The 19873-nt window shown below is 39.1% G+C and carries 16 protein-coding genes and 1 pseudogene; 14 read left to right on the top strand and 3 right to left on the bottom strand.

What is annotated here, in order from left to right:
* Positions 1 to 111: 111 nt before the first annotated feature.
* The 11 genes from K5G00_RS27665 (at position 112) to K5G00_RS27715 (ending at position 16091) form a co-directional block, all read left to right on the top strand.
* Complete coding sequence (locus tag K5G00_RS27665; RefSeq protein ID WP_238769735.1) at positions 112 to 1710, top strand: RagB/SusD family nutrient uptake outer membrane protein; 1599 nt, start codon at positions 112 to 114, stop codon at positions 1708 to 1710.
* Positions 1711 to 1894: 184 nt separating this feature from the next.
* On the top strand, positions 1895 to 2659 hold the full coding sequence (locus tag K5G00_RS27670) for a FecR family protein (protein ID WP_238769736.1): 765 nt from the start codon (positions 1895 to 1897) through the stop codon (positions 2657 to 2659).
* A gap of 51 nt (positions 2660 to 2710) precedes the next feature.
* Positions 2711 to 2860, top strand: a complete 150-nt coding sequence (locus tag K5G00_RS27675) for a hypothetical protein (RefSeq protein WP_238769737.1) — start codon at positions 2711 to 2713, stop codon at positions 2858 to 2860.
* A gap of 206 nt (positions 2861 to 3066) precedes the next feature.
* The gene (locus K5G00_RS27680) at positions 3067 to 6990 is read left to right on the top strand and encodes an alpha-L-fucosidase (protein WP_238769738.1); all 3924 of its coding nucleotides are present in this window, start codon (positions 3067 to 3069) and stop codon (positions 6988 to 6990) included.
* Positions 6991 to 7056: 66 nt separating this feature from the next.
* Complete coding sequence (locus tag K5G00_RS27685; protein WP_238769739.1) at positions 7057 to 7641, top strand: hypothetical protein; 585 nt, start codon at positions 7057 to 7059, stop codon at positions 7639 to 7641.
* Positions 7642 to 7760: 119 nt separating this feature from the next.
* Positions 7761 to 9080 (top strand): alpha-L-fucosidase, encoded by a 1320-nt coding sequence (locus K5G00_RS27690; RefSeq protein ID WP_238769740.1) that lies wholly within the window; start codon positions 7761 to 7763, stop codon positions 9078 to 9080.
* A 13-nt stretch (positions 9081 to 9093) separates the two neighbouring features.
* On the top strand, positions 9094 to 9555 hold the full coding sequence (locus tag K5G00_RS27695; RefSeq protein ID WP_238769741.1) for a glycoside hydrolase N-terminal domain-containing protein: 462 nt from the start codon (positions 9094 to 9096) through the stop codon (positions 9553 to 9555).
* A 49-nt stretch (positions 9556 to 9604) separates the two neighbouring features.
* Entirely contained in the window at positions 9605 to 11374 is a 1770-nt protein-coding gene (locus K5G00_RS27700; protein WP_238769742.1) for an arylsulfatase, read from the top strand.
* Positions 11375 to 11432: 58 nt separating this feature from the next.
* Positions 11433 to 12827, top strand: a complete 1395-nt coding sequence (locus K5G00_RS27705; RefSeq protein ID WP_238769743.1) for a sulfatase family protein — start codon at positions 11433 to 11435, stop codon at positions 12825 to 12827.
* An 18-nt stretch (positions 12828 to 12845) separates the two neighbouring features.
* Positions 12846 to 14444 carry an alpha-L-fucosidase gene (locus tag K5G00_RS27710; RefSeq protein ID WP_238769744.1) on the top strand — a complete coding sequence of 533 codons (1599 nt, stop codon included), beginning with the start codon at positions 12846 to 12848 and terminating at the stop codon, positions 14442 to 14444.
* 66 nt (positions 14445 to 14510) lie between these two features.
* Complete coding sequence (locus tag K5G00_RS27715; protein ID WP_238769745.1) at positions 14511 to 16091, top strand: hypothetical protein; 1581 nt, start codon at positions 14511 to 14513, stop codon at positions 16089 to 16091.
* A 237-nt stretch (positions 16092 to 16328) separates the two neighbouring features.
* Here K5G00_RS27715 and K5G00_RS27720 read toward each other — a convergent pair.
* Positions 16329 to 17252 (bottom strand): annotated as a pseudogene (locus K5G00_RS27720) (IS4 family transposase); the annotation flags it as partial.
* A gap of 27 nt (positions 17253 to 17279) precedes the next feature.
* Positions 17280 to 17450, bottom strand: a complete 171-nt coding sequence (locus K5G00_RS27725; RefSeq protein ID WP_238769746.1) for a DUF4372 domain-containing protein — start codon at positions 17448 to 17450, stop codon at positions 17280 to 17282.
* A 192-nt stretch (positions 17451 to 17642) separates the two neighbouring features.
* Here K5G00_RS27725 and K5G00_RS27730 point away from each other — a divergent pair, with 192 nt between their 5' ends.
* The 3 genes from K5G00_RS27730 (at position 17643) to K5G00_RS27740 (ending at position 18966) form a co-directional block, all read left to right on the top strand.
* On the top strand, positions 17643 to 18005 hold the full coding sequence (locus K5G00_RS27730) for a hypothetical protein (RefSeq protein WP_238769747.1): 363 nt from the start codon (positions 17643 to 17645) through the stop codon (positions 18003 to 18005).
* Positions 18006 to 18025: 20 nt separating this feature from the next.
* A complete protein-coding gene (locus K5G00_RS27735) occupies positions 18026 to 18487 on the top strand; it encodes a hypothetical protein (protein ID WP_238769748.1) in 462 nt (153 codons plus the stop codon).
* Positions 18488 to 18558: 71 nt separating this feature from the next.
* The gene (locus K5G00_RS27740; RefSeq protein WP_238769749.1) at positions 18559 to 18966 is read left to right on the top strand and encodes a hypothetical protein; all 408 of its coding nucleotides are present in this window, start codon (positions 18559 to 18561) and stop codon (positions 18964 to 18966) included.
* 352 nt (positions 18967 to 19318) lie between these two features.
* On the opposite strand, the gene K5G00_RS27745 is transcribed toward K5G00_RS27740, so the two are convergent.
* Positions 19319 to 19651, bottom strand: coding sequence for a site-specific integrase (locus tag K5G00_RS27745; protein ID WP_238769750.1), 333 nt, complete (start codon positions 19649 to 19651; stop codon positions 19319 to 19321).
* Positions 19652 to 19873 lie beyond the last annotated feature (222 nt).

A 19873-nucleotide genomic window follows, 5' to 3' on the forward strand; every position in this document is an offset into this window, starting at 1 on the left:
TCTCAAGTTCTTTTAAATCCTCTTTTATATTGAATTTGCTTTGTCTTCCCATGCTTCAAAGATAATAAAGCGGCACTATATACTCAAATTGGTATAACTTCCTGTGAAAGTGTGCTTGATAAAGACAATTTGGCGTCTATTTCCCCGAATGTCGTTTTTACTGATGCAAAAGTTGCTGATGCTTATATGGTAAATGTTGCGGCAGCGAGTTTGCCCGATTGGCCTGTTGGCGAGTCGGTATGGTGTGATGAAACACAAAACCCCGAAGGCAGTATAGTCGCTTATGGGGAAGAAATCGATGCAATTGGTGTTCCCAGCTGGAATAGCTCTTACAACTTAATGCGAAAGATCAATGTTTTCCTCGAGGAAATGGAAGGTTCTCCTATTGACACTGACGTAAAAGATAAATTAATGGGACAAGCTTATTTTTGGAGGGCTTACAATTATTTTATCATGATTAGAGCTTATGGTGGGGTACCTTATCTGAAAAAGCCCCAGTCATTAACCGATGATCTTTTTGTGGAAAGAAATAAAACTTCGGAATGTTTTGACTATATCGTTGAAGACCTGGATCAGGCTATTGGCTTGCTTCCTGATAAATACACCGGAGATGAAGCAGGCAAGGTTGATAAAGCGGCTGCTTATGCATTTAAAGGGCGGGTCTTACTATTTAGGGCCAGTCCGCAATTTAATCCGCAAAACAATGCAACCTTGTGGAATGCGGCTACTACGGCTAACCAGGAAGCTTATACTTGGCTTATCAATAAAGGTTATGCACTTTATCCCGATTTTTCAGGATTTTGGTTTGATGAATTGAATAGCGAAGTAATATTTGCAACCCGCTATAATGACCCTGAAAAAGTCAGTGGCAGGGCAAGGCAGTGCCGTCCGGTATCTGAAATTATTGGTGCTCCCGGATCAACTCAGCCCACGCAGGAACTTATAGAAGCATTTCCAATGGAAGATGGAAAACCAATAAATAATCATCCAGCTTATAGTTTGGATACTTACACTGAAAACAGGGATCCCCGGTTTTATGCTACAGTGGTCAATAATGGCGATATTTGGCCTTTAAGTGGTGTAGCCGATCGTATTCAATATACTTACGTTGGATACGATCCCGATGGCTATGGGGCACAATGGGGCACAAAGACAGGCTATTTTTGCCGGAAAGCTGTCGAGCCTGCGGTTGAGAAAGAACTGGCAGGTTATGATGAAACGGATTGGGTAGAAATCAGGTTGGCCGAGGTAATGCTAAATTATGCCGAAACCGCCAACATGACGGGAGATCAAACAACGGCATATACAATGTTAAAGGCAATTCGCAGCAGGGCAGGCATTTTGCCCGGGTCTGACGGGCTGTTTGGGTTAAAATCCAATATGACTCAAACAGAAATGTTGAATGCTATTATGCTGGAAAGACAAATTGAACTAGCCTTTGAAGGAAAACGCTTTTGGGACTTACGTAGGTTGAGATGGCTCCAAGATTTTAATGGAAAATCAAGGCATGGACTTCGTGTTACTCCCAAAGACAATAATGATCTTTTACAGGGCTTTACATATGAAGTTATAGAACTTGACAACCAACAGAAACTGCACTATCCTGAGGGATACTATTTCTTTCCAATTCCTGAAAATGAACTTAGAAATAATCCGAATTTGAAACAGACTGATGGATGGTATGAAGGAGGATTTGATCCATTGCAATAAATAGGATACGAGTATGATAGTAAAAATAGAGGAAGAAACAATCTGTTCTTCCTTTATTTTCGATCTAAAATTTCATCAAACAAGAAGAAATATGAAAACTGGCGTAATAAGGTATTGCTTTTTCTTTTTTCTGTCACAAAGAGTCAAAAATGCCCTTGTGTATATAAAAGGCATAGAATTAAAAATGACAGAAAAGAAATATATCGGTTATTCAGTAGATGATCTAATTGAAGATCCGGAGTTTGTTTCTATTGTGAGAGACACAAACAGGAAAGAAGAATGGGAGCAATTTCTTCAACTTCACCATGAATCAAAAAAGATTTTTCTTGAAGCAAGGGAGATCATTCTTCTATTTGGCACAAATGACGGCACTCTTTCAAGTGAAAAAAAATTCAGACTCTGGAAAAATATTAGCAATTACAACACGGAGCTCCATCGAAAATATAAAATCAACAAAATTAAAATTTTCGCTAAAGTAGCTGCTTCCATTTTATTGATAGTCTCATTGGGAGGCTTATTTTATCTGAACTTCAATAGGAGCGTTCGAGAATATCAGGTTTCCGAGAGTCAGAGGCAGATAAAACCAGAAACTCCATTGTTGGTACTTTCGAATGGTAATCAGGTTCAATTAGAAAAAGATGAGCCAAACATTACCGTCCTAAAAAATCAGAATGCCATTCAAATTGACAATGACAGGATTGTTAGCAATCAACCAGTAACTGATGAAACAACTAAAGAGACCAAATTTAATGAGATAATTGTCCCTTTTGGTAAAAAATCACAATTGGTGTTAAGCGACGGTACAAGAGTATGGTTGAATGCTGGAAGTCAATTTGCCTTTCCCCAAGAATTTGAAGGAAAGAAAAGAGAAGTATTCCTTGATGGTGAAGGTTATTTTGAAGTTGCTGAAAACAAAAGTCATCCATTTGTAATTACTACAAATGGATGAAAGAGCCAGGGAGTTGTCCATGGAAGAGTTTAGAACATTAAGCTACAACCTATGGAATTAATGTACGAGCGAGTTCGTGATTATAATAATTACGGCTCTGATGTCACTATAGCTCTGTACGATAATTTGTGGGCTCTTCCACAGTCTCAAATCGACTTGAATACCGGTATAGCTCTGGAGCTAAATCCGGGGAACCAATAAATATTGGAAACTTACAAAGTTAATAGAAATGATACTGGGAGATTTACCCGGTATCATTTCCGAAGCCTTAAAACATGCTATCAATTTCAGCTTTATAAGTTTCACTTTTTATAGTCTTGAGTAAGAAAAATATGCTAATATATTGGATAACATTAGATATAATAAATACTTCTATTTAATAATTAAAATTGTTGTCACAACCATTTATGAAATACATGTTTAATATTATGTCAGTTGACATAAGCGGTAAAACCTCTTTAATATTTTCGATATTAATATGCCTTGCAAGTTATTCTTGTTTTGGACAAACTGTATACATAAGCCCAATTGGCTCAGATAATAATCAAGGGACACACGAAAAGCCATTTGGTACTCTAAAAAAAGCCAGAGATTACCTTGCCGAATTGCCTTCGAATGGCTCACAACAGGTTGTTTTGAAAGATGGGGTATATCATTTAGAGCAAACTTTTTTACTTCTTCCGCAACATTCCGGAGAGCAAAATGCGCAGATTACTTATCGAGCGGAAAATGAAGGTCAGGTAATTATCAGTGGAGCAAAGGCATTTGAAGCACTAGAATGGAAGCCTTTCAAAAAGGGGATATATCAAGCGAGGGTATCAAGATCAGACTTGGCAAATGGAGGTATTGATGAACTATGGGTAGGTGATATAAAACTTTGGATGGCAAGATACCCTAATCGCGATACAACAGCACACATTTTCGATGGAGTTTCCAGTTGGGATGAATTGAATGACCGAGCTAAGAATTATAATCGTCCTCAAAGTGGATTTCTTCATTCACTTCATGCATCAGAATGGGGAAGTGTGCATTATAAAGTCTCAGGATTTGAAAATGGCGAGTTGCAATTGGAAGGAGGCTGGCAGCAAAACAGAAATCGGGATCTTCGAAAATCAGAAGTAATGATCGAACATATTTTTGAAGAGCTCGACGATCCGGGTGAGTGGTTTTTCGATGATTCATCCAATACTTTGTACCTGATTCCTCCGAAAGGAGTCAACCTTAAGACAGCTGAATTTTACTCCGTGCACTTAACTAACCTTGTAGAATATCGAGGTACAGCAGAAAATCCTGTTAAGTATGTTCATTTTGAGGGTATCCGGTTTCAGCAAGCTTCAAGGGTTTTTATGGATGAGTACGAACCTCTATTGCGTGGTGACTGGTCCATCAATAGGTCGGGAGCAGTTTTTATGGCAGGAACTGAGAATTGTGAAATCAGAAATAGTTATTTCTATGCGCTCGGAGGTAATGGCGTGTTCTTTAGTAATTACAACAGAAAATCAAAAGTTAGTGATTCCTATTTTGACAGGTTAGGAGAAAGTGCGATATGTTTTGTTGGAAACTATAACAGTACACGGTCAAACCCTATTGGCTACAACAATTCGTATTCGTATGATACGTTGGATTTGACTCCAGGACCCAAGGGTAAAGATTATCCACAGCAGTGTATAGCTGAAGGAAACCTGATTTATGCGATTGGCCGTGTGGGCAAACAAACAGCTGGTGTTTTTATTTCTATGTCAGAAATGATTACAGCTCGTCACAACACAATCTATCATGTGCCACGATCCGGAATTACTATTAACGATGGGTCATGGGGAGGGCATGTTATTGAGTACAACCATATTTTTAATTCTGTAATTGAAACAGCAGATCATGGGCCATTTAATTCATGGGGGAGAGATCGATTTTGGATGAGTTGCCATCATGGAGGTGAGAAAGGAGATGAAAAAAATGCGCTTGAATACAGTAAGTTGGATAATTATCTGACTACAATAATCAGAAACAACAGATTTGAACATGGCAATGGTTTTAGCTGGGGAATAGATCTTGATGATGGAACCAGCAATTATCATTTATACAATAATCTGTTGCTTGGTTGCTCTTACAAACTCAGGGAAGGATTTTACAGGGTTGTAGAGAATAATATTTCAATTGGATCCAATCCTCCGGGGAAACACGTGTCCTTTTTCAATAATCAGGATATTATACGAAACAATATTCATGTGGCAACTGATCCTTCAGGAGTCGTATTCAGAAGGATAATTGACAGACCCCAAGAAACAAAAATGGTGGATTACAATTTGTATTATTCAACACAAGCCAAAGCTGTTTTTAGAAATGATGGTGCTCCATCTCCCGAATTTGAAAAAGTGATGTCATTTGAAGATTGGCAGTCAAAGGGAATGGATCAACATTCGATAATTGCCGATCCAATGTTTGTCGATCCAATTAATTATGACTTTAGAGTAAAATCAAATTCACCTGCTCTTGAAGTCGGTTTTAAGAATTTTAGTATGAAAGAATTTGGTGTCACCAAACCATCCTTTTTAGCAATTGTTGAGAGAGATTATCCCATCTATAGATCTTTTGATCCATCGGTTTTGTTCGCCGAAAAAGGTAATAAAAGGTTAGTGCTTCAGGAAGATATTGTCTATCAATTCATTGGATCCTATCTGGAAGACCTTAACACCCAGAGCGAGCGTTCAGTGGCGGGTGTGGGTGTTAATAAAGGTGTCTTTATCAATAGCGTTGACGAAAAGAGCCTTTCCAGCAGGAGCGGATTAAAGGCAGGCGATGCAATACTTGAGGTGAATGATGCAGCAATAGAAAGTGCTGCAGATTTTATGGAGATAATCCGAAGAAACCCTGGCAAGAAAGTGAAGCTCCATGTTGTCGGTGATAAGGATAGAATGATAGTTTTCACCTTGCCGGAAAAATATAAAGAAACTCAAAATGATGCTTCAGGTGTTATGGAACTTCGATCAAACGAGAGTACTTTTTTGTACGGCACAAAGGCTGCTTCAAATAAAGGCAACCTGGAACTCCGACCGGGTAGAAACATAAGGTGGAAAGGTAATGCATCCGTTTTATGGGATATTAAGGTTCGAAAGGGTGATAAGTATGAATTATACCTTACAGCAAACATCAGAAGTTATGGAGAAGGTAAGATTTTGACTTTGAGAACTGATGAGGCTGAATATAATTTCACTTTAGCGCCAACAGCCGGGCCTTTTAAGGACGGACGCAATTTCGAAAGGGTAAAGCTCTCTTCTGAAATTGATTTATCAAAAGGAATACAATCCATTGTTTTATCAACAAGCGAAGATTCTAATGAGGATGTTCTGATGGACTTTCGCTCAATAGAATTATTGCCGGTGTCTGCTAAACAGCAAATTGAAGCAGAAAGAAAACGAGCCCTTGCTTCCCGCAGTAGTGTTGAATGGATGAATGATGCTGGATATGGTTTGATGTTTCATTGGACATCAGAAAGTGTTCAACCAGATGGTTCAATCCTGCCTTTTGAAGAAGCTGTGAATGAATTTAATGTCAAAGCATTCGCAGAGATGGTTGAAGAGACAGGGGCAGGTTATGTTATGTTTACGATTGGCCACGCTGAATCGTATTGTCCGGCTCCAATTGAAAGCTGGGAGAAAGTTCATCCCGGACAAACAACGGAGCGGGATTTAATTGATGAGATAGCAAATGCGCTTGATGAAAAAGGAATTAAATTCATGTGCTACATAAATGGCCCCCTTGGGTTTAATCTGAATGTTGACCAGTCTCCAACAGATGCAGAGAAAAAGCAATTCGTTTTCAATTTCAATAGCATTCTCAGTGAGATGGGTTTAAGGTACGACGATAAAATAGCCGGTTATTGGTTTGATAGCTGGTATCAAATATTTGAAGAATTCCCGGAGGTTCCATTCGAAGAATTCAATCAAGCAGCCAAAACAGGAAATAATGATAGGGTCTATTGTTTGAATTCCTGGATATATCCTACGGTTACACCTTGGCAGGATTACTGGGCCGGAGAAGTAGGTTCACCAATCGAATTACCCAAAGACGGTTACATGGAGGACGGTCCGGTACCGGATTTACCCTACCATACATTACTGAGAATGGATGCCCCCTGGGTGCAAAAGACCAAAGAGATGATTGAGCCCCGATTTGATGAAAATGAACTCATCAACTTCATCAGTGGATGTAAAGAAAATGGAGGAATGGTAACGATAAACCTTGGGATTTACCAAGATGGAACGATTGGAGAACAGGCGCTAAGTATAATGCGGGAAGTTAAAAGCAAGTTGAATGTAGAAAGTGAAAAATAAATGTTTTCGCTGACTTGAATGAATCGAATAATTTAGGCTGGTATTTAAAAATAAAGAAATTAAAAAATGAATAATAAGCATAAGATTATAAATTTACGAAAGTACTTATTAGCGGCATTCTTCTCCTTTTGTCTTATTGCTGAAGCTACGTCTCAGGGATTTACTGATGCAGCGGACTTTGGTTTCTCGCCAAATGCCTCAGGTGTAGAAAATGTTAAATCACTTCAAAAAGCACTTGATCAGGGAGGAACGATTGTAGTTAGCAAACCCGGATCATACAAAGTAGCTGGGACTACTTATATTGTCAGCAACACTTCGGTAGAGTTTGCTAAAGGTGTAATTCTTCAAAAAGTGAATGAGATAGGACTGTTCACTCACACAGTCACCAATTGCAGCCTGCGCAATTCAGGGATTCTTTTTCATAGTAAAAAAGGATATGTACCTGATTATGGCAAAACCCAGGTTAACTTCTATGGCAACATACTCAACAAGGAAGGAGAGATGGTTTTGTTCGAAAATCAAGTGCCGGGGAAAAAGATCATCCTCAAAACATCCAATAATATTGAAATATCTGACGAATTTAATGCTGTGATCGAAAAAGGGGTTGGTAAATTCACCATCAACTCTGATTTGACAGGATTGAATAAATAGGTGCTATTGAGAATATTCTCTGGCTGCAATTTTTAGTAAACAGTAATAATGTTGGAAAAAAACCATAGGGATAATAATGTTATAGAATAAATCAAGGCAAATAAAAAAATAAAGCTAAAATGAGAAAAGTAGGAATATTACTGATGATATTGGCAGCGATTTGGATTAACAAGGTTTCCGCCCAGGATAAAATTTTAAACCTGAATAAACCCGAAAGGGAAGAGTGGTTCTCTGGTCTTGGTTTTGGTATGTTTATTCACTGGAGTATGGATGTACAACTTGGATTGGTCATCAGCCATAGTATGGTTGGTGCTTCAGATGATTACCTGTACCGCTATGTAAACGAGCTGCCAAACACCTTCAATCCTGATGAGTTTGATGCAAGTGAGTGGGCAAAAGCTGCAAAGCTGGCTGGTATGAAGTATGTGGTTTTTACCACCAAGCACCATAATGGATTTTGTATGTTCGATACAAAAACGACAGACTTCAATATTATAAATACACCTTATGGAGAAGATATCACCCGACAAGTGATTGATGCATTCAGGAAAGAGGGACTGGCAATAGGGCTTTATTTTTCACCCGATGACTTCCATTTTTTATATAGACAGGGTGTGCTTATTTCAAGGACACGTCCGGAAGTACTTGCTTCAAATAACGAACAATTAAACAAATATGTAAAAAGACAAATGACGGAATTGATGACTCAATATGGAAATATCGACATTGTTTTCCTGGACGGAATGGAACAATACGGGAAAACAGAAGTAGCTAAAGTGTGTTGGGACATCAATCCAGACATAGTGGTTACGAGGGGAGCGATTAAAACGCCTGAACAGGAAATACCTGACAAACCGATTCCTGCTCCCTGGGAAGCTTGCTATACATTTGGCGACCAATGGCAATACAGGCCAACAAACGAAAATTATAAATCAGCAACAGATGTCATTCAGAAACTAATTGAGATTCGTGCAAAAGGGGGGAACTTCCTGCTCAACTTTGGACCGGATGAAAAAGGTCGATTTCCGCAAGAGCAAGCTGCCGGATTGAACGAGGTTTCTTTATGGATGTTCATCAACCAAGAGGCTTTTGACAATACAGAACCCCTGGACATAGTCCACGAAGACAATATCTGGTTTCTCAAAAAGAAAGATGAAAATACTATCTATGCCTTTTTAGTAGAAGACCAGTGGAGATTTGGAGAACGGAAAGTGATAGTCATAAAATCTTTGCAAGCTCGAAGAGATAGTAAAATATTCATTCTTGGGCAAAACAGTAAGGTTTTAGAGTATTTCCCGGATGTAGATACTGAGCCTACAATCAAAAACACGAATGTGGGTCTTGAAATTTCAGTGATGCGTTCCCATCGTATTTACAACGACCGTAAGTGGTCTAACCCGATTGTGGTGAAGCTGGAGGGAGCAGACTTAAAAAATTAACCAAAGACATCAAGTGGTATCTAATATAACATTGAATGTGCAATACATGAATATAAATAAGTGTAAACGGAGATTAAAATCACGGTCCATCAAACTTGTAGTAATTGCACTGGGCTATTTGTTTGTGTCATGTTCAGGTCAAAAAATCAGCGCTGAACCTTCTGGAAATACCCATTGGTATAAGAAGCCCGCAAGTGAATGGTTCGAAGCACCTCCTCCGGGAAATGGGAGACTGGAAACGATAGTTTTCGGTGGAGTTAACGAGGATCATCTTCAACTAAATGAAGAAATAATCTTGCTGCTGACGAAGCATATTCGACAAAAATCGAGGAGCTTACAAATTTACTGGGAGATTGGCAAAAGCAATTGGATGACACGTTATCACTTACAGCAGATAAAATACTTCCATTGGAATATGACCCTCTGGAACTTGAAAAAAGGAGAAGGCCTGATCGATTTCAACCTCAATATGTAATAGAGAATTTTTTTAAGTGAATTAATACAAAACCTTAAAAACAATATAAATGAGACAAAGAAAATACTCGCCGATACTTATATTCTACATGCTGACATTAGTCCTGATAGTTGGATGTAAGCAAGGAAATCATGAAAAGGAAAATTTTAGACGACCGAATGTCATTTTGATTATGACAGATGACCAGGGCTACGGCGATCTTAGTTGTCATGGTAATACGATAATCAAAACGCCAAACATCGACCGTTTGTATAATGAAGCAATCCGGTTTACCGACTTCCATGTAAGCCCATTTTGTACTCCTACGAGAAGTGCATTAATGACCGGAAGATATCCTGCTCGAAATGGCGCATACCGAACGAGTAGCGGCCGAACGATGATGCATGTTCATGAGAAAACGGTAGCGAATGTTTTTGCAAGTAATGGTTATAAAACAGGGATGGTGGGTAAATGGCATCTTGGCGACAATGCGCCACATCGTCCGCAGGACAGAGGATTTCAGTATACTGTTTGGCATAAATGTGGCGGAGTGGGGCAGGCTTCTGATTATTGGGGCAACGACTACTTCGATGATGTATATGAGAAGAATGGCGAATTGCAACAGTTTGAAGGATATTGTACAGATGTATGGTTTGAGGAGGCCATTAAGTTCATAGAGACGGACAAAGATGGCCCATTCTTTTTGTATCTGGCAACCAATGCTCCTCATGGGCCTTACATTGTTTCTGAGGAGTGGAGTACTCCTTATGAGGAGCGGGTTGATTGGAGAAAGGGACCTGAATTTTATGGCATGATTGCCAATCTGGATTACAACCTGGGAATCTTTAGGGAGAAGTTGGATAAACTGGGAATAGCTGATAACACCATTTTGATATTCATGACCGATAATGGCACAGCAAATGGAGGGAAGTTTGATGGTTTACACTCCGAAGCAATTACCGGATATAATGCTGGAATGAGAGGTAAAAAATCGAGCATGTTCGAGGGCGGTCACAGAGTGCCATTTTTTATTTATTGGCCTGATGGAGCGATGAAGGGTGGTCGCGACATTGAATCATTAACCGCCCATATAGATGTACTTCCAACCTTGGTGGACTTATGTGGATTAAGTACTTCAGACTCCCTGGAACTTGATGGCATATCTTTCAAACCTCAAATAGAAGGCGCCTTAAATGATAATGCCAGGAATCATTTAGTAGCTCAGCTACATGGTGGAGCATATTTTAAAAATAAACCCAAAAAATGGCAGGAAAGCTGTGTGTTAACGGATAAGTGGCGTTTGATTAATGGAAAAGAACTCTACGACATACAGAAGGATCCATCTCAAAGAGAAGATGTATCGGGCGACAACCCAAACAAGGTTAAAGAGCTACGGTCAGTATATAATGCCTATTGGAAATCAGTATCACCTGGGATGAAACCAGTGCTTATCGATCTTGGCAATCCTGCTGAGAATCCGACTACTCTATGCTCTCAGGATTGGTACCTGCCATACGGTAATCCTCCCTGGAATTTCAGAACAATCAGTAAGCTGCCAAAAGAAACGGGCCCTTGGAAGGTAAATATCAAAACACCTGGAAAATATCGAATTACGCTCAGGCAATTTCCAAAAGAAGCAGATAACATTGTTGAGGCAGTACGTGCCAAAATTCAGATATCTGGAATAGTACAGGAAAAATTCGTGGAGCCGGGAAGCAAAGGAGTAGTCTTTGAAATCGAACTCCCTACCGGACCTTCGGAACTGGTGACATATCTGTACAATGATGAAGGTGTGGCTGGAGGCGCATACTTCACCGAGGTTGAAGCTCTGAGTTTATAACTTGAAAACTGAATGAACTGCCGTATAATTTGTTTATAAAAACAAAACTTAAAAAATAATGAGAAAGTTAATTTATTTAATAGCAATACTTTTTTTTATCACTGGTGGAGTGTTTGCTTCTTTAACCGGTAAAACCAATAATAAGCCTAATATTATTCTAGTAATGGCCGATGATTTGGGCTGGGGAGATGTTGGTTTTAATGGCAATAAAATAATAAAAACTCCGGGCTTGGATAAACTGGCATCATCGGGAGTTATTCTCGACCGTTTTTATTCTGCTGCTCCTGTTTGTTCTCCAACCCGGGGAAGTTTTTTAACCGGAAGACATCCTTACCGTTACGGGATTTATTTTGCCAATGCTGGTTTTATGAAAGAACAGGAAATCACACTGGCTGAAGAACTGCAAAAGCAGGGATATACCACCGGGCATTTTGGAAAATGGCACCTGGGAGCCATTTCAAATTCAATTCCCGATGGCAGGCGAGGAGGAAGCGGTACAAAATTTCTATCGACACCCTGGGATAATGGTTTCGATGTATGTTTTTCAACAGAACAGGCCGTTCCAACCTGGAATCCGATGGAAAACCAGAGCATAAAAACTCCAACCCGTTACTGGACAGGACCAGGAGTTTATGAAACGGAAAATCTGGAAGGCGACGATTCACGTGTAATTATGGATCGCGCACTTCCCTTTATTCAAAATGCAGCAAAAAATGATAAACCTTTTTTTATGGTTATCTGGTTTCATACACCACACTCTCCTGTAGTGGCTGGTCCCAAATACCTCGATATGTATAACGAATACGATGAAAATAAACAACATTACTACGGTTGTATTACAGCAATGGACGAGCAAATATCCCGCTTGCATAATGAGTTAAAAAAATTGGGAATTGATAAAAATACGCTTATTACTTTTTGCTCTGATAATGGTCCTGCAGGCGAAGGCGGAGGAATTTGTCAGTATCCCGGAAAAAGACAACAGGGATCAAGCGGGGGATTCAGGGGGAGGAAAGGCTCCTTGTATGAAGGTGGAGTCAGAGTGTCGGCATTTGTTGTCTGGCCCGGACACTTGGAGACAAATAAAAGAACGAGTTACCCCGGCGTAACTAGCGATTATTTTCCAACTATTTTGGGTATTTTAGGGATAGGGGTTCCCCAAAACAGACCGTATGATGGAATCGATTTGATAAAAGCGTTAAAAACAAATGATAAAAAGCGGAATGGCTTTATTGGATTTCAGAGCCGTAAACAAAAATCACTTATAAGCCAGCAGTATAAATTAATTAGCGTTGATGGCGAAAAATTTGAGCTGTATGATTTGATTCAGGATAAATATGAAAAAAATAACATTGCTGAATCTCACCCTGAAAAAGTGACTGAAATGAAACAGCAGCTTGAAGAATGGATAAAATCCTGTGAAAACAGCGACGAAGGACACGATTATTACTAATAATACATAACAAAAAATATGAAACTTTTAAAATACGTCACATTCCTGGTAATTTTAACCCTTGGGGCATGTAATTCAGAAAAAGAAAAAGTAAATGAATCAAAACCACCTTATGACGGCACTTGGGAATCTCTGCAAAAAATGCCGGTACCTGCCTGGTTCAACGATGGTAAAATAGGCATTTTCATTCACTGGGGGCCATACAGCGTAATTGGTTACCGCAAAGGTGGACGGGGATATTCGGAGCACGTTCCCAAAATGATTTATCGGGACCCTGAACACTATTATCCATACATGAAAGAGCGTTGGGGAGCTACCCCACCTGAGTTTGGTTACAAAGATATCATTCCTGAATTTAAAGCAGAAAAATGGAACCCGGATGAATGGGCAGCGCTTTTTGCCGGTGTTGGAGCCAGGTATGTTGTTCTTACTGCTGAACACCACGATGGATGGGCCAACTGGGACTCTGAACTTACACCATGGAATGCAGTTGATATGGGGCCGAAACGCGATATTGTCGGCGATTTGGGCAAAGCTGTTCGTAAACACGGATTGAAATATGCTCCGTCTTATCACCGCGAACGACACAGCTCATTCTTTGCTAAAAACCTCTATGTAGTCGACGCAGAGCCTATACCTGATATTGTGGAAGAAATAAAGCGTGTTCCCGAAGCTGCTTCACTTTATGGTCCCTTTGGGTTTTCAGAAGAATATGTGGATGACTATGTGGCCCGGTGGAAGGAGATTCAGGAAAAATACCAACCCGATATGCTGTGGTTGGACGATTTCCCAATTTATACCCGCGATGGCAACAATGTTCGTAAGGGCAAGGCTAAGCCAATTATCAAATATTTTGATGATCAGGTACGTGGCATGATAACTGACTTTATGAATAACGGGGTTAAAAATAGCCAGGATGTTTATGTAAATAATAAAGGGGCAAACCGCAACTGGCCCGATGGAGTTGGCTGTTTGGAAAAGGATAACCTGAAACTGGAAGTTATTGGTCCCAAATGGCAAAGCTGTACAACCTTTGGTACTTCATTTGGCTATTTGGAAGGTGATACCTATAAAAGTGTTGAAGGTGTTATTCATGAAATGATTGAAGTCGTGAGCCGTAATGGTAACTTCCTAATCAATATAGGTCCAAAGGCCGATGGTACTTTAGTGCCTGAACAGGTGGAACGTTTAAAAGCCATGGGCGAATGGCTAAAAATAAATGGGGAGGCGATTTATGGTTCTCGTTACTGGGAAGAAAATCAACAGGAAGATGAACACCTTTCGTTTACCACAAACGGCAAGAAATTGTATGCAATTAAACGTGCAAAGCCAGTTGATCCTTTTGTTATTGATGCTACAGCCGGATGGGATAAAAAGCAGGTAAAATCAGTAAGCTTGCTCGGATCAGATTCAAAAGTTACCTGGGGAATGACCGTTGATGGTTTAAAAATAGTACCACCGGCCGATCTTGGTAAAAGTAAATATGCGTGGTCTTTTAAAATTGTTACCAATGAAGAACAACATCACCCCAATGTCATTCAAACCGATGCTGATAAAGCCTTTGAGGGGACAAAAAAGGTGGACCTGGATGGCAATGTTCAATCTGGAGAAAAGTGAATAGGAGTAAATGTCATTCGTTTGATAACAAATTTTATTTTTTAAAAGACAAACAATTTTAATAAGATGAAAAATCGAGTACTAACTTTACTTACAATTTCTTTACTCATAATAGGAACAGCTTGTACGAAACAAAATCAGCCATTAGATGAATCCTGGATTGTTGATTCTCAAGAAGATTGGCAGGCGAATGTAGCCAATGTCTCAAATGTTGAAATGACTGATGGGAAAATTGTACCTACAGCTAATAAAGCTACTTTTCAGAGTACCGTTAAAAAATTTACTAAAAAGCGCTCTCTGCAGTCGATTGTGCTTTCTCAATCCCCCGATTGGCTAAACTGGGAACCCGTTCCTAACGTTGGTCCGGCTAACCTGGGCGATGCCCCTGTGGCTTTGCAGTTAGGCGATGGAAACTACTGGATGTTTGGCCGGTATAACCAAAGTAAAAGTCAAAAAGATGGAACTTTTCATGGCGAAGATACCACGCTTGAGGGCTTTGATATTCTACTAAAAACCACACCTTTCAAAAACCAGTTTGATGCTCAGGGAGGCCTTAAACGGGGTTTAGGCGGATACCATGCCTGGCAAAGTAAGGATATGGTGAACTGGGTGCATCATGGCCCTGTATCCGAAAGCTTTGCAAAATGGTCAACTACCGCCGAATTTGCAAATGGAAAGCTTTATTTTTACTACGATTTTCCCAATGATCAGGATCCGCATGTTTATATCGATGAAGACCTGACCGATGGCGTTCCTGGAAAAAATATGGGAGTGGCTTTTAAAGATCCATCGCATGGTTCCGACTGTGCCGTATTACGCGATTTGGAAGGGAATTTTCATCTTATTGTTGAAGACTGGTCACCTATCAATGCGTCAACCCATGCCTGGGATTCTCCTTTGGCAGTTCATGCTGTTAGCACTAATGGTATTGATGGTTTTAAAATACTTGACCCACCGGTGGATGAGCGTACTAACTCAACTGGGAAATTTGCTGAATATGTTCATCCCCACTGGCATGCGGAAGATCCTGAAAATTATCCCGGAAGAACGGCCACTGAAGATGTACCGCAACACCGGGTAAAAGCCGGAGAAACACGTGCTTTTGGGAAATACGAAATCCACGAGCCGGAACAAAATGCTTTCGGAGACTGGGCTGCCATTTCAATAGGCGGTCAGTATTATTTGTTTTGCGATTTTGATCCGGCTGGCGGCCATGGCAGAGAAAGCATGAGTGTAGCCTGGTTTACTTCCGAAAATATCAACAAGAAGTTTACATTTTGCGGCAGTATTGGCCAGGGGCACCCCGATCCGGATATTATGTTTGCCAAAGGACGGTTTTATTTGGTAACACAGATGAACACGGACTATGTTAGCCCCGGACCGTGGGTGGAAACGGTACAGGTGCGCATGGGTGTGGATATTACCAATAATAGTGTCATTGACTACTGGAGCGATTGGCAAACTGTAAAAGAGCGCTATGATAATATTGAAGGGTTTGCCAAGCAGATTGAAAGAATTCCCGCGATGTTGGATCTTTCAGAGCTACCGGAAGGGTATGGTTTCCGGTTTGAGGTTAAAATGACAGATACAACTGAAAACGAGTCAAAGCCAATCCTAGACAGAATAGTTGTTTATTTTGACGAATAATTTTCTGGCTCCAAAAAGGAGAAAATAGTTCATTGCGCCAGAGAACAGGGTTTAATAATAAATTCTTACGGAACAGTGTCGATCCGCTGGAGAAATACAGATTTCTGTACGATTGGTTTTTAAGATACTTCGTTAGCATCGCGGAGAGATACTTTCTTTTTTGTTTGTTGATGGGTTAATGTGCTGATATGTAGTTTTTTATGATTGTATTTCATAACTTTTATCATTGCTGTCCACTTAAGACAAACTGAGGGACAGCTGGTTATAATTTAGTTCTTTGATATTTTTGTAATCTGTATTTGTAAGCAATTCATTTATAGAAGTTTTGTCCAGTAGGGATATTCCTAAAATCTGTAATATTTCGTAGGTTGAGCGTTCAATTTTTAATTCTTTACCTACAATGGCAACTAAACAGTAAGCAATGATAGCTGAATAAATTTGTATCCTGACCGCATTTTCTGACGTACCCCAGAATGCTTTTATTTTCAGATGTTGTTTTATCCATTTAAAAAATAATTCAACCTGCCACCTGTTTTTGTATAAAAGTACAACCTCTTCGGCTGTCAATTCCATGTTGTTTGTCAAGTAAACGAAGTAGCGGTTACTTTCAGCATCATAGAATTTGATTCTCCGTAGTTTCTCAGGATAATCTTTTGAGACATAAAAACCAGACAGTTTTCCAATCTGGTCGCAAATTAGGCCAGATTGTCTGTTAACTTTATTCGAATACATCCTGTTGAACTTTAGGTTTGCTTTTGCCCTTACTACAAAAAATGCAGAAAGCGTAGTTATATGGTAGAGACGCTCAAAGTCAACATATCCACGGTCGAAAATGTAATAGGCTTCTGTTTCGTATGGAATAACATCCATTGCATTAACATCGTGAACCGAAGCTGCTGTAATGTGGACAAATGCTGGGATTTGTGTTGTAATATCGTAAAGCGTATGTAATTTTATCCCTCCCTTTGTTTTACGAAAACTGGCCCACCAGAAAACGCTTAAACACAAGTCGATGGTTGAAGAATCGAAAGCATATATTTTTCCTTTGATTTCAAAATCATCATTCGCCAGCTTTTTTCTGGCCAGGTCAATCATGTAATAAGCAAAATCTTCAAAGATTCTGTAATTACGCTTTTCGTTAGCCTTGGACAGGTTGCTCCTTGTTACTGATTTACCAAAACCAAGATGCTAAACTTTGTTTCGGTGAGCGTCAATAATAACGATCAAATCGCGCAAGCTATCACGGTTCGTCAATTGACCAAAAATCATACAAAGCAACTGGTTCCAGCAGGTAAAGTGCCTTACATACTTATTACCGGAATACTTGGCAACAAATTTATCGAATACCCTTTGTGGCAAAAAACTTATTCATTGAGCGAAAATGTATTTTCCGTTGTTCATGTGATTTTAAAATCCACGAACTTAATCGATTCAAATCGTCACGCTCAAAAAAGCCGCGTAAAGTATAGATTTACAATTGTTTCAAAGAACATTATTTAATTTTTAGTGGACATTAATGAACTTTTATATATAAAAAAAATCAAAGTTATCATGAAAAATATTACAAGTAGTTCTTTAGTTGGGGACATCTCTGCTAATGAAAGCACCAATCTTGATGAAGCAAAAATCATAGAAAAAGAGATTCAAAATGGAATAGTTGATAATAACTCTAAACTAGTCACTTTTAAAGTTGAACAGATCATTTCTAATATTGAGAGCAGTAATCAACTGAATATTGGTGGTTTCGTAAATGCGAATTCAAAGGTTAAAAGTTTTCAAACCAGGTACTTGGCATTAATGCTTTCAAATAAAAGGTCTCCTGTGATAGACCACAAAGGTGACATTATAGCTACTAAATGTTATGGTATTGGAATTGGACTTGTGCTGAAAGTAAAACAGATTTTGTCGGCATAGTAAAATCAGCGTTTAAATCAATGGAATTAAAAACTCTTTACCCAATTGAACTGATTAAGGAAGAAGATTTAAAATTAAAACTTGAGAAGTCAGATAAGCGATCCATATACTTTGGAGTGCGAAAGGTAGCGAGCGGATTTAGTCTATACCAGGCAATACAGGAATTAAGGAAAAAGGATAATTCGCTGAATGAGAATGTTGTTCAATTTGTGTACCGATATTTTGACTTAAAAGATGCTTATGCTACACCAACAGAGACACAAAAGCAAAATGCCAATAAATGGCTTAATGCAAAATTTAACAAAATCAGTACGATTGACTTAAATGATACGTGGGTGAATATCGATTCGAGCTTTACAGGCGATATTGGCGACCCGGAAATTAATTATAAACCACATAAAAAATATCGAATTGGGCAAACGCTGCCAAGGTCACTTTACTGGAGGAGAGTAAAACCAGCGCTGATTTTTCCAGTGACCTAAAAATTGCTGCTGTAGCGGAGGTTGATACGACCTTTAATTCTATCGTATTAACTCGTGATTTTGCACGATATATGGATGTAGATTCGAGAGAAGATCTTCCAGCAAATAGCCATGTTATTCAAACAAGATACGGAGTTGGTATTCGGTTAATGATAAAAGTATCAAATATCGAGTTTGGGACAGATGTAAGTTTTGGTGCGATTGGGGCAATAAGTGAATTGAATCTGGCAAATGTTGAATATTCAATTTCGGGAATAGGATTTGCGGATAGAAATTTACTAGAATTACTGCCAGGGCCCCAGAATATTAAGCAAGAAACAGTTCGTAATCTTGAAAAGAGTTTTAATGATATTTGTAAGAGGTTAGAGCAAACAGATGTTAATGCATTAAGTCCACAGGCTTATAAAATCAGGGTATCGGAAGCTCAGAATATAGATCCTACCATTGAAACTCAGGCGATTGTTTTTAGTGCCAGATAAATACGGAATAAAATCAGACTTGGTGAAACCCTGAAAAAAGCAAGAGAGGCTGGAATAGCCGAGGAATTGATAAAGAAAGCATATAGTGAGTTTGATGTCAACGGAGATGAAAAGATTTCGTATCAACAAAGAAACGAAGCTGATGACTGGTTGAAAATATAGTGATGCGCGTTATTCTGTATTTCTCAATTTCTGTGAAGTAGGGAAGAGCGAATAGTTCAATGAAATAGTTTCGATTTTATCTGCAGTTTAAAGGCAAAATTTTACAATTAAGACAATATTTGAATTCTTGCTAAGAATCCTGTTAAGGATGTGGTTGCTAGGTTTTTGCATGTTAAAAGCTGTATCATCATTAAAAAATAAAGCTCCGATAATGTTTCGAAGCTTTATTAAATTCGATAAACAGTACTTCTCGATGTGGTGGTGTTAAATGGTAAATTCGTCTGTTGTTTCGGCTTTTTTTAGCTTTCTTTTTCTGAATTAAACTTTTTATACCATTCTCGATTGCTTTTTCTCGTGCTTCGGCATAAATCTGCATCGTTTTTACATTACAATGTACCAGCATTTTTGATACAATCTCCAAGGAAAATCTTTTTTCGAAAGTTATGGTGGTAGCAAATGTATATCGGGCGATATGAGATGTGAGATTTTTATCGATGTCGTTTCGAATAGTCAGTTTTTTCAAATAAACATTGTAATTAAGAATAAACTCTGGGATTACGATCTGTTTTTGTAAGTGTTTTGCAGAGAATAATTTCAAGAGTATTCACCTAATTGTGGCTAGGTAAATTGTATGTTACGTAGGGGATTTAGGAGAGCGTTCCTGTCCGAAGGACACGGAACTGCGATGCGAGAATCCGCAGTTGGCGTACCACCGAACCCCGCCCTGCAATATGTACTGTGTTAT

It is taken from the genome of Maribellus maritimus, from assembly GCF_022267315.1.
In the GTDB taxonomy this organism is placed as follows: domain Bacteria; phylum Bacteroidota; class Bacteroidia; order Bacteroidales; family Prolixibacteraceae; genus Draconibacterium; species Draconibacterium maritimum.